Annotated in this window: 14 protein-coding genes; 4 read left to right on the top strand and 10 right to left on the bottom strand. The window is 71.3% G+C overall.

Annotated features, from left to right (window positions below):
* Positions 1–25: 25 nt before the first annotated feature.
* The 6 genes from KO717_RS20005 to KO717_RS19980 all read right to left on the bottom strand — a co-directional run bounded on the left by KO717_RS20005 (position 26) and on the right by KO717_RS19980 (position 6319).
* The gene (locus KO717_RS20005; protein WP_301369927.1) at positions 26–1570 is read right to left on the bottom strand and encodes a DoxX family membrane protein; all 1545 of its coding nucleotides are present in this window, start codon (positions 1568–1570) and stop codon (positions 26–28) included.
* A 179-nt stretch (positions 1571–1749) separates the two neighbouring features.
* Complete coding sequence (rlmB, locus tag KO717_RS20000) at positions 1750–2721, bottom strand: 23S rRNA (guanosine(2251)-2'-O)-methyltransferase RlmB (protein WP_301369926.1); 972 nt, start codon at positions 2719–2721, stop codon at positions 1750–1752.
* A 95-nt stretch (positions 2722–2816) separates the two neighbouring features.
* The gene (gene cysS / locus KO717_RS19995) at positions 2817–4223 is read right to left on the bottom strand and encodes a cysteine--tRNA ligase (RefSeq protein ID WP_301369925.1); all 1407 of its coding nucleotides are present in this window, start codon (positions 4221–4223) and stop codon (positions 2817–2819) included.
* Positions 4224–4317: 94 nt separating this feature from the next.
* Positions 4318–4830 carry a 2-C-methyl-D-erythritol 2,4-cyclodiphosphate synthase gene (gene ispF, locus KO717_RS19990; RefSeq protein WP_301369923.1) on the bottom strand — a complete coding sequence of 171 codons (513 nt, stop codon included), beginning with the start codon at positions 4828–4830 and terminating at the stop codon, positions 4318–4320.
* A complete protein-coding gene (gene ispD, locus KO717_RS19985) occupies positions 4820–5566 on the bottom strand; it encodes a 2-C-methyl-D-erythritol 4-phosphate cytidylyltransferase (RefSeq protein ID WP_301369922.1) in 747 nt (248 codons plus the stop codon). The genes ispF and ispD overlap by 11 nt, the downstream gene beginning before the upstream one ends.
* A gap of 270 nt (positions 5567–5836) precedes the next feature.
* Positions 5837–6319 (bottom strand): CarD family transcriptional regulator, encoded by a 483-nt coding sequence (locus KO717_RS19980; protein ID WP_003953493.1) that lies wholly within the window; start codon positions 6317–6319, stop codon positions 5837–5839.
* A gap of 613 nt (positions 6320–6932) precedes the next feature.
* Here KO717_RS19980 and KO717_RS19975 point away from each other — a divergent pair.
* Positions 6933–7613 (top strand): DUF461 domain-containing protein, encoded by a 681-nt coding sequence (locus tag KO717_RS19975; protein WP_301369639.1) that lies wholly within the window; start codon positions 6933–6935, stop codon positions 7611–7613.
* A 209-nt stretch (positions 7614–7822) separates the two neighbouring features.
* On the opposite strand, the gene KO717_RS19970 is transcribed toward KO717_RS19975, so the two are convergent.
* Together KO717_RS19970 and KO717_RS19965 are read right to left on the bottom strand one after the other, a co-directional pair.
* Entirely contained in the window at positions 7823–8503 is a 681-nt protein-coding gene (locus KO717_RS19970) for a response regulator transcription factor (protein WP_030009598.1), read from the bottom strand.
* Between the two features lie 39 nt (positions 8504–8542).
* Complete coding sequence (locus KO717_RS19965; RefSeq protein WP_301369635.1) at positions 8543–9742, bottom strand: sensor histidine kinase; 1200 nt, start codon at positions 9740–9742, stop codon at positions 8543–8545.
* Between the two features lie 217 nt (positions 9743–9959).
* On the opposite strand from KO717_RS19965, the gene phoU reads away from it, so the two are divergent.
* The gene (gene phoU / locus KO717_RS19960) at positions 9960–10637 is read left to right on the top strand and encodes a phosphate signaling complex protein PhoU (protein WP_030009600.1); all 678 of its coding nucleotides are present in this window, start codon (positions 9960–9962) and stop codon (positions 10635–10637) included.
* 168 nt (positions 10638–10805) lie between these two features.
* On the top strand, positions 10806–10955 hold the full coding sequence (locus KO717_RS19955; RefSeq protein WP_167344738.1) for a hypothetical protein: 150 nt from the start codon (positions 10806–10808) through the stop codon (positions 10953–10955).
* Positions 10956–11073: 118 nt separating this feature from the next.
* Here the strand turns inward: KO717_RS19955 and KO717_RS19950 are convergent, their stop codons facing one another.
* Positions 11074–11631, bottom strand: coding sequence for a TetR/AcrR family transcriptional regulator (locus KO717_RS19950; RefSeq protein ID WP_301369631.1), 558 nt, complete (start codon positions 11629–11631; stop codon positions 11074–11076).
* A gap of 97 nt (positions 11632–11728) precedes the next feature.
* On the opposite strand from KO717_RS19950, the gene KO717_RS19945 reads away from it, so the two are divergent.
* Positions 11729–12319: a DUF2867 domain-containing protein gene (locus KO717_RS19945; protein WP_301369629.1), complete on the top strand. Its 591-nt coding sequence runs from the start codon at positions 11729–11731 to the stop codon at positions 12317–12319.
* Positions 12320–12397: 78 nt separating this feature from the next.
* Here KO717_RS19945 and KO717_RS19940 read toward each other — a convergent pair whose 3' ends face one another.
* Positions 12398–13159, bottom strand: coding sequence for a phosphoglyceromutase (locus KO717_RS19940; RefSeq protein ID WP_030728436.1), 762 nt, complete (start codon positions 13157–13159; stop codon positions 12398–12400).
* Positions 13160–13287: the final 128 nt, after the last annotated feature.

The following is a 13287-nucleotide window of genomic DNA, read 5'->3' as shown; positions in this document are numbered from 1 at the left end:
CCGGGCCCCGTTTCCCTGTGCGGTGTCAGCCGATGAGCCCGCCGATCAGGCCCGGCTGCTTGGGGGCCGGAGCCCCGCCGCCCGTGCTGCTCCCCGCGGAGGAGGACGGCTGCTTCGGTGAGGAGGACTGCCGGGGGGTGCTGCGCGGGGTCTGCTGCTGCTTGCCGGTGCTGCCGCGCGTCGCGGCGGGCGACTCGGAGCGCGTCCCGGAAGTCCCCTTGGAGGGGCTGCCGGACGCGGTCTTCCCGGACTTGGCGGCGGGCTCGGTCGCGCTGGCCGAGGGCGAGGCGGCCTTGGTCGGCGGCTTCGTGGGCTGCTGCTGGCCGGGCTGCGGAACGGCCGGCGCCTGCTGCGGCAGCGGACGGCCGGGCAGGTAGTTGCTGGGGGCTTCACCCGGCCCGGGGACGGTGACGACGGTGGAGGAGCGGACGGCGCCGCCGAGGAGCGAGCCGACGAGCAGGGTCAGCCCGCACACGACGGTGGCCATGACGGCCCCGCGGCGCAGTACGCGCCGCCGCAGCCGCCAGATCTCGGAACGCGGGCCGAGGGTGCGCCAGGCCTCACCGGCGAGGCGTCCGTCGAGGGAGTAGACCGGGGCGCCGGCGATGATCAGCGGGCTCCAGGCGGCGAGGTAGATGATGTCGGGCGCGTCGTAGGCCGGGACGGTCTTCCAGCTCACCGTCATCAGCAGTGCGGCGGACAGCAGCGCCCCGAAGCAGGCGGCGAACCGCTGCCACAGGCCGAAGACCGTGAGCACGCCGACGATGACCTGGAGGAAGGCCACGCTCAGGCCCGCGCCGACCGGGTGGGCGAGGGCGAAGTCGCGCAGCGGCTCGGCGAGTGCCCAGGGGTTCAGCGTGTGCAGCCAGGTGACCATGGAGCCGCGTTCGCCGCCGTCGAAGTAGACGGGGTCGCACAGCTTGCCCATGCCGGCGTAGATCGAGATGAAGCCGAGGAAGACGCGCAGCGGGAGCAGCACGACGCCGAGGTTCATCCGGCGGCCGGGGTAGTAGGAGGCCTGGCCGCGGGTGTCGGGGCCGGCCCGTCGGGAGTCGGCCCCGGGACCGGATCCGGGACCGGAGCCGGGCGGCTCCTGCTGGTAGGGCAGGTCGCGTACGGCGGCCAGCGGGCGGGTCTCGGCGGGGTCCCCGTAGCTGCGCTGGCCGATGACGGTCGGCGTGGCGAGGGTGTCCTCGGCGAGGTCGTGGGCCAGGTCGACGCGGGGGATGACCTGGGTGGCGCCGCCGTCGTACTCGTCGTGTCCGCGGCCGGCCTCACGGACGGCCTGGAGCAGTCCGCCCATGGCGGCGGCGTCGCCGGCGTCGGACTTGCCGCTCCAGACCACGGGGGCCCGGCGGCGGGTGGCCCCGGCGGCCGCCACCACGGCGCCACCCAGAACGGGTGCGCGGCCGGGGGCCTTCGCGGGCTTGGAACGCGCGCTCGGGCTCGGTGCGAGCCGCACGCGGAAGCTGGCGTGGTTGACGATGACCTGTGCGGGGTCGCACGGCACCTTGACCATGCTCAGCGCGGGCTGGTCGTCGAACCCTGACGTTCTGGTGTCCACACTCATCTAACCGAGTGATCAGTGTTTAGGACACTGCCTTGACGTCAGGGATGTGTCCGAGACCCGTCAAGATCAAGCCACCCCGCCCGAATCGGGCGGGGTGACACGCTCACGAGTCATATTCCGTGAGCCAAGTGGATCAGTCGCGCGAGGGATCCGCCGCGCGGGGATCCGCCGTACGGGGATCAGACGCGGCCGCGGTCGGCACGGCGGCGGGCCGCCTCGTAGAGGACCACACCGGCGGCGACACCGGCGTTGAGGGACTCGGCGCCACCCGGCATCGGGATGCGGACGAGGTAGTCGCAGTTCTCGCCGACGAGGCGGCCGAGACCCTTGCCCTCGGAGCCGACGACGATGACGACCGGGCCCGCCAGCTCGGGCAGGTCGTTGACCGTCTTCGTGCCCTCGGCCGCGAGGCCGACGATGGTGATGCCGGCCTTCTTGTAGTCCTGGAGGGCGCGGGTCAGGTTGGTGACGCGCGAGACCGGGGTGCGGGCGGCGGTGCCGGCCGAGGTCTTCCAGGCACCGGCGGTCATGCCGGCGGCCCGGCGCTCGGGGATGACCACGCCGTGGCCGCCGAAGGCGGAGACGGAACGGACGATCGCGCCGAGGTTGCGCGGGTCGGTGACCCCGTCGAGGGCGACGATCAGCGGGTCCTCGCCGTTGTCGTACGCGGCGGCGGTGAGGTCCTCCGGGTGCGCGTACTCGTACGGCGGGACCTGGAGGACCAGGCCCTGGTGGTTGAGCCCGTTGGTCATGCGGTCGAGCTCGGGGCGCGGGGCTTCCATCAGGTTGATGTTGCCGCGCTCGGCGGCGAGCTGGAGGGCCTCGCGGACGCGCTCGTCGTTGTCGATGAACTGCTGGACGTAGAGGGTGGTGGCCGGGACCCCGTCGCGCAGCGCCTCGAAGACCGGGTTGCGGCCGACGACCATCTCGCTGGTGCCCTTGGGGCCGCCGCGGCGCGGGGCGGGGCGGCGCTTGGCGGCCTGGCGGGCCATGGCGTTGGCGATGCGGTTCGCCTTGTGCTTCTTGCGGTCCTCGGCCTTGGGCGTGGGGCCCTTGCCTTCCAGACCCTTGCGCCGCTGGCCACCGCTGCCGACCGTCGCGCCCTTCTTGTTGGACGTGCGGCGGTTCCTGCGCTGGCTGTTCCCGGCCATGACTTCTACCTGTTTTCGTTGGTGCTGCGGTATGTACGTATGAAGAGTGTGCCGCCCGGAGCTCCGGGCAGCACACCAAGCTCAGCTGCCTGGGCTCAGCGGGGGCCGAGCGTCCAGCGCGGACCCGTGGGGCTGTCCTCGATGACCAGCCCGGACTGCTGGAGCTGGTCGCGGATCGCGTCGGCGGTCGCCCAGTCCTTACGGCCCCGGGCGGACTCGCGCTGCTCCAGGACGAGTCGCACGAGGGTGTCCACGGCGCCGTGGAGCTCCTCGCCGCGGTCGGAGCCGTTCCCGCCGTCCCAGTGGGGGTCGAGCGGGTCCAGGCCGAGGACGCCCAGCATGGCCCGTACCTCGGACAGGCGCGCGATGGCCGCGTCCTTGTCGTCGGCGGCGAGCGCGCTGTTGCCCTGGCGGACGGTGGTGTGGACGATCGCGAGCGCCTGCGGGACGCCCAGGTCGTCGTCCATGGCCTCGGCGAAGGCGGGCGGGACCTCGCCCGCCGGCTCGACGGGGCCGCCGGCCTTCTCGATGACGCGCTGGTAGAAGCCCTCGATCCGGGCGAAGGCCGACTCGGCCTCGCGCAGGGCCTCCTCGCTGTACTCGATCATCGACCGGTAGTGCGGGGTGCCGAGGTAGTAGCGCAGGACGATCGGGCGCCACTGCTTGACCATCTCGGAGACGAGGACGGAGTTGCCCAGCGACTTGGACATCTTCTCGCCGGACATGGTCACCCAGGCGTTGTGGACCCAGTACTTCGCGAACTCGTCGCCGAAGGCCTGGGCCTGGGCGATCTCGTTCTCGTGGTGCGGGAAGATCAGGTCGAGCCCGCCACCGTGGATGTCGAAGGCCTCACCGAGGTACTTGTGCGCCATGGCGGAGCACTCCAGGTGCCAGCCGGGACGGCCGCGGCCCCACGGGGTCTCCCAGGAGGGCTCGCCGGGCTTGGCGGACTTCCACATGGCGAAGTCGCGCGGGTCGCGCTTGCCGGTCTCGCCGGTGCTCTCCGGCTGACGGATGTTGTCGAGCTCCTGGCGGGAGAGCGAGAGGTAGCCGGGGAAGGACTTCACGTCGAAGTAGACGTTGCCCTCGGACTCGTACGCGTGGCCGCGCTCGATGAGCCCGCGCATCATCTCGATCATCTCCGGGACGTGCCCGGTGGCGCGCGGCTCGTAGGTGGGCCGCAGGCAGCCGAGCGCGTCGTAGCCGGAGTTGAAGGCCAGTTCGTTCTCGTAGCCGATGGACCACCAGGGGCCGCCCTGTTCGGCCGCCTTGGCGATGATCTTGTCGTCGATGTCGGTGACGTTGCGGATGAAGGTCACGTCGTAGCCGCGGTAGGCGAACCAGCGGCGCATGACGTCGAAGTTCAGGTACGAGCGGACGTGCCCGATGTGCGGGGCGGCCTGCACCGTGGCGCCACACAGGTAGATCGAGACACAGCCCGCGGTGAGCGGGGTGAAGTCGCGGATCTGCCGGGCGCTGGTGTCGTACAGGCGAATAGTCACGGCATCCAGGGTAGTGGCCCTGTAGCAGTGCCCCGCGACCCTTTCGGGACCCGGGGCACCTTTGTTGCCGAAGATGTACGGCCGCTACGAGGGATCAGGACCGGTTCGTCCGGTACACGAGGGCCGTGGCGATCGCGGCGAGCCCCTCGGCGCGGCCGGTGAGCCCCAGCCCGTCGGTGGTGGTGCCGGACACGGAGACGGGGGCGCCGGCGGCGGCCGCGAGCGCCTTCTGTGCTTCTTCGCGCCGCTTGCCGATCTTCGGGCGTACGCCGATCACCTGGATGGCGATGTTGCCGATCTCGAAGCCCTCGGCACGGACGATACGGGCCGCCTCCGCCAGAAGGGTGACACCGGCGGCGCCGGACCACTCGGGGCGGGAGGTACCGAAGTGCGCGCCGAGGTCACCGACACCGGCGGCGGAGAAGAGCGCGTCGCAGGCGGCGTGGGCGGCGACGTCGCCGTCGGAGTGCCCGGCGAGGCCGTCCTCGCCCTCCCAGAGCAGGCCGGCGCACCACAGCTCGCGGCCGGTCTCGAAGGCGTGCACGTCGGTGCCGATGCCGACGAGCGGGATCAGCGGGGCGGTGTGCGTGGTCGGCTCAGTAGCCATCGGTGGCCCTCCTGCGGGCGAGTACGGCCTCGGCGAGGACCAGGTCGAGCGGGCGGGTGACCTTGAAGGCCTCTTCGTGGCCCGGGATCACCATGACGGTGACACCGAGGCGTTCCACCATGCCGGCGTCGTCGGTGGCGCCCTCGCCGTCGACGGCGATCGCGGCGTGCGCCTGCCGGAGGGTGGCCAGGTCGAAGCCCTGCGGGGTCTGCACGGCGCGCAGCCGGGCCCGCTCGGGCGTGCCGAGGACCGGCTCGGGCTCGCCGGGCTTGCCGGGCTCGACCTCCTTGACGGTGTCGGCCAGGGGCAGCGCGGGCACCACGGCGGGCGCTCCGTCGCGTACGGCTTCGACGACCGAGTCCACGGTGTCCACGGGAACGAGCGGGCGGGCCGCGTCGTGGATGAGTACGGAGGTGATGTCCGGCGGCAGCGCGTCCAGGCCGGCGCGGACGGACTCCTGGCGGGTCTCCCCGCCGGGGACGACCAGCAGCTCGGTGCGCTCGGGCAGCGCGTGCTCGTCCAGCAGCAGGCGCACCTCGGCGGCCTCGGCGGGCGGGGCGACGACCACCACGAGGGAGACCGCGCGGGAGCGGGCCATCGCGCGTACGGCATGGATGAGCATCGGGGTGCCGCCGAGGGCCCGAAGGGCCTTGGGGGCACCGGGACCGAGGCGTACCCCCCGGCCGGCGGCCGGGATCACCGCGGCGGTGCGGTGGGGACGCGTTACGTCAGACATCAGTAGCTCCGAGCCAGGTTTGTGACTTCGGCCGACATGGGTATGGCCTGAAGGGTGCCGGGTGCGACGCCCCTCGCCCCTTCCGTGACGACCGGTCGAGCAGGCTGCCCGGGCCCGGCACGCCATCGAGAGGGTGGCGGTGAGGCAGTAAGGCAAAAGGTACGGATACAGACATGCCGCAGCGCCCGGCAACAGGCCTCTCGTGGAGGAGAGACCTTGTCATCGGGCACCGCGGCAAGCTGCGCACCAAATGGTGCACGGGGACTCGCGTCAGGACGCGAGCACCTCGTCGAGGAGGGCCTCGGCCTTGTCCTCGTTCGTGTTCTCAGCGAGCGCGAGCTCGCTCACCAGAATCTGGCGTGCCTTCGCGAGCATGCGCTTCTCACCCGCGGAAAGCCCGCGCTCACGCTCACGACGCCACAGGTCACGCACCACTTCGGCGACCTTGATGACATCGCCAGAAGCGAGCTTCTCCAGATTTGCCTTGTAGCGCCGGGACCAGTTCGTCGGCTCTTCTGCATACGGTGCACGAAGCACCTCGAAGACCCGGTCCAGCCCGTCCTGGCCGACTACGTCGCGAACGCCGACGAACTCCGCATTGTCCGCAGGCACACGAACCGTCAGGTCGCCCTGGGCGACCTTGAGCACCAAGTAGGTCTTGTCCACGCCTTTGATCTGACGAGTCTCAATGGCCTCGATCAGCGCGGCCCCGTGATGGGGATAGACCACGGTGTCGCCAACCTTGAACGTCATGTGACAGGTACCCCTTCCGTGGCTATCCAGGGTAACACGAGAACTGACTGTTATGAATGGCGTTTTCGCAGGTCAGGGCACATCTCGGGGCTTGACAACAGCGACACGAACGTGCTGCGGAGAGCTTCCGGAAGGGGGTATTCGCAGGTCGGGGGCGCTGCGCGGACCAGGCGAAAGGGCCACGCTACACCTGCCCGGCACCCCCATCAGTGTGACGTACGTCCCGTTTTGCCGGGTTCGGAGTCGAGAAACCGAACTACTCCGTCCGACTGGCGGCCGCCCTCACCGGGCGGGTTCCGGCCCAATCCCGAATTGATCACGAAGTGCGTTCGAGGGAATCCGGAAATTGATCAACAGGGGTGCGGCGCACGATATGCGAACGCCACAAGATCGGCCCGGTGAACGGCTCGGCGAACGGCACGGTGAACGGCACGGCGGAATGCAAGATCGCGGGGCGCTCCCAGGGCGGCGGCTGCGCTGCGGAGGGTCGGGTGCGGGGGCGGGGCGGCGGCTCGGTAACCTAAGCGCGCTGACACACCCTTAGAGCGGCTTTACCTCGGCCGTTCCGAGCGTCCACCCGCCCCTTCCGTTCGTCCAAGGAGTTGCCGCCGCCGTGAGCCGCAGCCTTCGACGCGGCGCCCTCGCCGCCACTGCCGTCGTGTTCTCGATCGCCTCGCTGGCCGCATGCGGTGCGGGCCAGGAAGCGCAGACCCTCCAGATCAAGCCGGACAACGCCGCCGCCTCCAAGGGCGAGATCGAGGTCCAGAACGCACTGGTGATCACCCAGGGCCAGAAGGGCGAGAAGGGCCCCGCGGTCGTCTCCGCGACGGTCTTCAACAACGGCACCAAGGCGGAGACGCTTGACGGCATCACCCTCCCGGGTGGCAAGGGCAAGGTCGCGCTGAAGCCGGCCGAAGGCTCCGGCAAGGTCACCGTGCCGGCCCTCGGCTACGTCGTGATCGGCGGCAAGGGCAACGCCTCCGCCGTGATCGAGGACGGCGCGGCGACCGTCCGGGACGGCGAGGTCCAGAAGGTCCTCTTCCAGCTGAGCAGCACGGGCGGCATCGAGCTGGAGGCCTTCGTGGTCCCGGCCACCGGCGCGTTCGCACCGTTCGGCCCGACCGCGGCCCCGGCCGCGCCCGCCACCCCGTCCGGCTCCCCCTCGGGCTCCCCGTCCGGCTCCCCCTCGGCCGGGGCCACCGGCGCGGTGGCGGGCGCCACCCCGTCCGGGTCCGCCTCGGGCAGCGCCACCGGTACGCCGTCGGGTTCCCCCTCGCACAGCGCCGGCCACTGACGCGGACCCCGCGTACGCATACGGGAAGGGCCCCCATCCGCATCAGCGGGTGGGGGCCCTTCCCGTACGGCCTTCAGGGCCGGGTCCGGCCTACGGCTCGAACCCCTTCCGCGTGCGCCCCTCGCACGGCGAGGCCCCGGGGGGCCTCACCGGCTTCGAGACGCCGTGCCGGCCTCCGGCCGGCCCCGGACCGCGCGAACGCCGTCGGCCTACGGCTCGAACTTGTAGCCGAGGCCGCGCACCGTGACCAGGTAGCGCGGCGCGCCCGGGTCCGGCTCGATCTTCGCGCGCAGGCGCTTGACGTGGACGTCCAGCGTCTTGGTGTCACCGACGTAGTCGGCGCCCCAGACCCGGTCGATGAGCTGCATACGGGTCAGCACGCGGCCCGCGTTGCGCAGCAGCATCTCCAGCAGGTCGAACTCCTTCAGCGGGAGGTCCACCTTGCCGCCGGAGACGGTGACCACGTGGCGGTCGACGTCCATCCGTACGGGGCCGGCCTCCAGCGCCGCCGGGGTGACCTCCTCCGGTTCGCCGCGGCGGCGCAGGACCGCGCGGATGCGGGCGACCAGCTCGCGGGAGGAGAAGGGCTTGGTGACGTAGTCATCTGCTCCTATCTCCAGCCCGACGACCTTGTCGATCTCGCTGTCCTTGGCGGTCACCATGATCACGGGGACGTTGGAGCGGCCGCGCAGCTGCCGGCAGACCTCCGTGCCGGGCAGGCCGGGAAGCATCAGGTCGAGGAGGACGAGGTCGGCGCCGTTGCGCTCGAATTCGTCCAGCCCGTCGGGCCCGGTCGCGGCGATGGCGACCTCGAAGCCCTCCTTGCGGAGCATGTAGGACAGGGCGTCGCTGAAGGATTCCTCATCCTCGACGACGAGCACTCGGGTCACGGAAGGACCTCCGGGGCAGGAATGGCTGGAGCGGTTGGGTCAGGCAGGGGTCGGGTGGGTGGCGTGGGCCGCCGCCGGGGCCGGGGCGGCTGCTTCAGGGAGTCGCAGGGTGAACGTGGAACCCTGGCCCTCCGAGCTCCATACCGACACCTCCCCGCCGTGCGAGGCCGCCACGTGCTTCACGATCGCAAGGCCCAGGCCGGTTCCTCCCGTGGCTCGGGAGCGGGCCGGGTCCACGCGGTAGAAGCGCTCGAAGATGCGCTCGCGGTCCTTTTCCGGGATGCCGATGCCCTGGTCGGTCACGGCGATCTCGATCAAGTCTCCCCCAGGGGCCGTCACCCTGCGTCCGGCGATGCCGACGCGGGTGCGGGCGGGGCTGTAGTTGACGGCGTTCTCGACCAGATTTCCGAGGGCTGCCGCGAGCTGTCCGCGGTTGCCCCATACGCGCAGGTCGGCGGTGCCGCCCGCGGCCATGGTGATCTGCTTCGAGGACGCCGTGTGGCGGCAGCGGTCGATGGCCTCGGCGACCAGCGTGTCCACGCGTACGGGCTCGGCGTCCTCCAGCGGGTCGTCGTTCTGTACCCGGGAGAGGTCGATGAGCTCCTGCACGAGGTTGATCAGCCGGGTGGACTCGATCTGCATGCGGCCCGCGAAGCGGCTGACCGCCTCGGGGTCGTCCGCGGCGTCCATGACGGCCTCGGACAGCAGGGAGATCGCTCCGACCGGGGTCTTCAGCTCGTGGGACACGTTGGCCACGAAGTCGCGGCGTACGGCCTCGATGCGGCGGGCCTCGGTGAGGTCCTCGACCAGGAGGAGCACCAGCCGGGAGCCGAGCGGGGCGACGCGTGCCGAGACCGCGAGGGCCTCTCCCCGGCCGGTACCGCGCCGGGGCAGGTCCAGCTCGACCTGTCGTATCTCCCCGTCGCGGCGGGTGTCGCGGGCCATGTGGAGCATCGGCTCCACGGCGAGCTTGCCGCCGCGGACCAGGCCGAGGGCGTAGGCCGCCGAGCTGGCCTTGACCACCGCGTCGCCCTCGTCCAGTACGACCGCCGAGGAGCGCAGCACGGAGAGGACGGTGTCCACGCCGGGCGGCAGCACCGCGTTGAGATCGGGGCGCATGGAGCTCCGGGTGGGGCGGGCCTGGTCGCGCTCGCTCCAGCGGAACGCCAGCATCGCGATCACACCGGTGCAAAGACCGGCGATCGCTGCAGCTGCGGCGACCGCCGCGTTCACGTCCATGGATCCAGGTTAAGCAGGCACGACGACACTTCCACAGCCGTTCGGGTGGCACCTCGAACAGTCGTCGCCCAGAGTTCACCCTGACGACGGGGTTGATTCACTTGTGGTGCCGGAGTCGGACGCGTTTGCGGCTCACCGTGTCAACGTGGGGCCGCTGGCCGCCCCGGCCCGCCCACGGGCAGTACCGCAGTAGTAGGTCGAGAGAGGGACACGAGACATGCGCGACGCGTACCACGAGGAACTGGACTCGATCGGAGAAGGCCTGGTCGAGATGGCCCGGCTCGTCGGCTCCGCGATCGGGCGGGCCACGACGTCCATGCTCGACGCCGACCTGAAGCTCGCCGAGAGCGTCATCGCCGCCGACCAGAAGGTCGACGACCTCCAGCACGACCTGGAGGCCCGCGCCATCGCCCTCCTGGCCCGCCAGCAGCCGGTCGCCACCGACCTTCGCATCGTCGTGACCTCCCTGCGGATGAGCGCCGACCTGGAGCGCAGCGGTGACCTCGCCCAGCACGTGGCGAAGCTCGCCCGGCTGCGCTTCCCGGACCGGGCCGTGCCGCGGGACCTGCACGCCACCATCCTGGAGATGGGGCAGCTGGCGCAGCGCCTGATGGCGAAGGCCGCCGAGGTGATCATCACGAAGGACGTCGACCTCGCCCTCCAGCTGGAGCAGGACGACGACGAGATGGACCAGCTGCACCGCACGCTGTTCCAGCACCTGATGGACGACCGCTGGAAGCACGGCATCGAGACGGCCGTGGACGTGACCCTGCTGGGCCGCTACTACGAGCGCTTCGCGGACCACGCGGTGTCGGTGGCCAAGCGCGTGGTCTACCTGGTCACGGGTGAGCACGCGGACGACCTCCAGCAGCCGACCCAGGTCGAGGGCGTCTGACACCGGCCCCGGAAGCGGGGGGTCCGGAAGAAGGGCGTCCGGACCCCGGGCACGCCGAGCCCCAATGCGCCGTTGACGCGCCGGTACCGCTGGGCATGAATGAGGGCGAGGGCGGTCGTCGTACGAAGTCCCGTATGCCGCGGGGCACCGCCCCTGCGAGGAGGAACCATGCCCGATTCCCCCGTCCCCATCACCCCGGAGCAGGAGCAGCCGCCGCGGCCGGAGCCGCTGCGGCTACCGCTGCTCGCGGCCTGCGGGTGCGGCTCCGGCTGCGGCTGCGGCTGCCAGTCCGGCGCCCCCTGCCAGTGCGGCGGCTGACCGCCGCCCACCGGCTGCACGTGCACGACGGGCCCCGTCCGAGCTCCCTCGGCCGGGGCCTTCCGCATGCGTGCGCACGGAACCGTCCAGGCCGTCCCCCGCGTCCGGTGCCTACCGGTTACCTGAGGAGCCAGTTCCGGGTCAGCTCCATGACCTCCGTGTGCGTGCGGGCACCGTGGTCGACGTGGATGAAGTGTTCGCCGATCCGCAGCGAGTAGGCCAGCAGGCAGCGGACCTCGACGTCGTCCTCGTCGGTGCAGATGTCGCGGAACAGCGAACGCAGGTACTCCATGCGCCGGTTGTCGGTACGCCGCAGCCGCTGTGCGACGTCCTCGTCGCGCCTGGCCCAGTCGCGGATCGCGAGGTCGGCCGTGGTGCCCCTGACCGGCCCGTCGGCCGACGAGGCGATCGCGAACAGCCGCTCCAGCCTGGCCCGGGCGTCTCCCCCGCCGCTCTCGACCTGCTCGATCACGGCCTCGGCCACCGCGTGCTCCCAGGTGTCGAGCATTTCGGTGAGCAGCGCGCCCCGGCTGCCGAAGTACCCGTAGAAACCGCCTTTGCTGACACCGAGCGCCTGCGCCAGCGCCTCGACGCGGACGGCCTCGGGGCCGCCGGCGGCGAGCGCCCGCAGCCCTTCCTCGATCCACTTTCCGCGCGGTGTGCGGGTCGCGCCCATGCTGTGCTCCTCCTCACACGGCCCCCATCTATACGGTGCCGTATAGATGAGTGCTAGCCTCGATCTATACGGCATCGTATAGATAAGGGGCCCACCGATGAGACTCCCCAGGACCGCGCACACCTCCCGCCCCTGGCGGATCCACGAGATCGCCGCCGACTTCCGGGTCGAGGACGTATGGGCAATGCCGACCCCGGGCGGGCCCGACGACCTCGCCCGCCTGGTGCAGCAGTTCGCGGACGGCAACGGGGACCCCGTCCCCTCCCCCGTGGCGCGCGCCCTCTTCGCGATCCGCTGGAAGCTCGGCGCACTGTTCGGCTGGGACAAGCCCGACGGCGGCATCGGCAACCGGGTCCCGACCCTGCGCGACCGCCTGCCGGCCGACCTCCGCGAGGGCGAGCGGGGCCCCGACCTGCGGGCGGTCCCCTTCACCTCCGTCTACCAGACCCACGACGAGTGGGTGGCGGAGAGCGCCAACCGGACCATGCACGGGCTGCTGCACATCGGCTGGGTCCCGGACGGCGAGGGCGGCCACCACGGCCAGATGACCGTCCTGGTCAAGCCGAACGGCCGCCTCGGCGCCCTCTACATGCTGGGCATCAAGCCGTTCCGGTACCTCGGCGTCTACCCGGCCCTGCTGCGCTCGATCGGCCGCGAATGGCAGAAGAACACCCCCACCGCCCCCTGAGGCGTGTTCACTGCGCGGGGCATGAAAAATGCCTCCCGCCCGCGCCGTACGCGCAGGCGGGAGGCATGATCACGAAGGTTACTTCTTCTTGCCCTGGTTCTTGACGGCCTCGATGGCGGCCGCTGCCGCGTCCGGGTCGAGGTAGGTGCCGCCCGGGTTCAGGGGCTTGAAGTCGGCGTCCAGTTCGTAGACGAGCGGGATGCCGGTCGGGATGTTCAGGCCCGTGATGTCGGCGTCGGAGATGCCGTCCAGGTGCTTGACCAGACCGCGCAGGGAGTTGCCGTGCGCGGCGACCAGGACCGTGCGGCCGGCCAGCAGGTCCGGGACGATGCCGTCGTACCAGTACGGCAGCATGCGCTCGACGACGTCCTTGAGGCACTCCGTGCGCGGACGCAGCTCGTTCGGGATCGACGCGTAGCGCGGGTCCGCGGACTGCGAGAACTCCGTACCGTCCTCCAGGACCGGCGGCGGGGTGTCGTACGAGCGGCGCCACAGCATGAACTGCTCCTCGCCGAACTCGGCGAGGGTCTGCGCCTTGTCCTTGCCCTGGAGCGCACCGTAGTGGCGCTCGTTCAGGCGCCAGGAGCGGTGCACCGGGATCCAGTGGCGGTCCGCGGCCTCCAGCGCGAGCTGCGCCGTGCGGATGGCGCGCTTCTGGAGGGACGTGTGCAGCACGTCGGGCAGCAGGCCGGCGTCCTTGAGCAGCTCACCGCCCCGGACCGCCTCCTTCTCGCCCTTCTCGGTGAGGTTGACGTCCACCCAGCCGGTGAACAGGTTCTTCGCGTTCCAGTCGCTCTCGCCGTGGCGGAGGAGGATCAGCTTGTACGGTGCGTCGGCCATGCGTACGAGCCTAGTGGACGCCCGGGGGCGCTCGCGCGCGGTGCGGGGTCCCGCCGGATTGACGGTGCGCGTCAATCCGGTGGCGCCCGCAGGCCCCCCACTCGTAATGTGCACGCCGTACGAGTGAT

The organism is Streptomyces xanthophaeus, from assembly GCF_030440515.1.
GTDB classification, from domain to species: Bacteria; Actinomycetota; Actinomycetes; order Streptomycetales; family Streptomycetaceae; genus Streptomyces; species Streptomyces kutzneri.
Note: the sequence above shows the minus strand (reverse complement) of the source record. Positions and strands in the feature narration are given on the sequence as shown.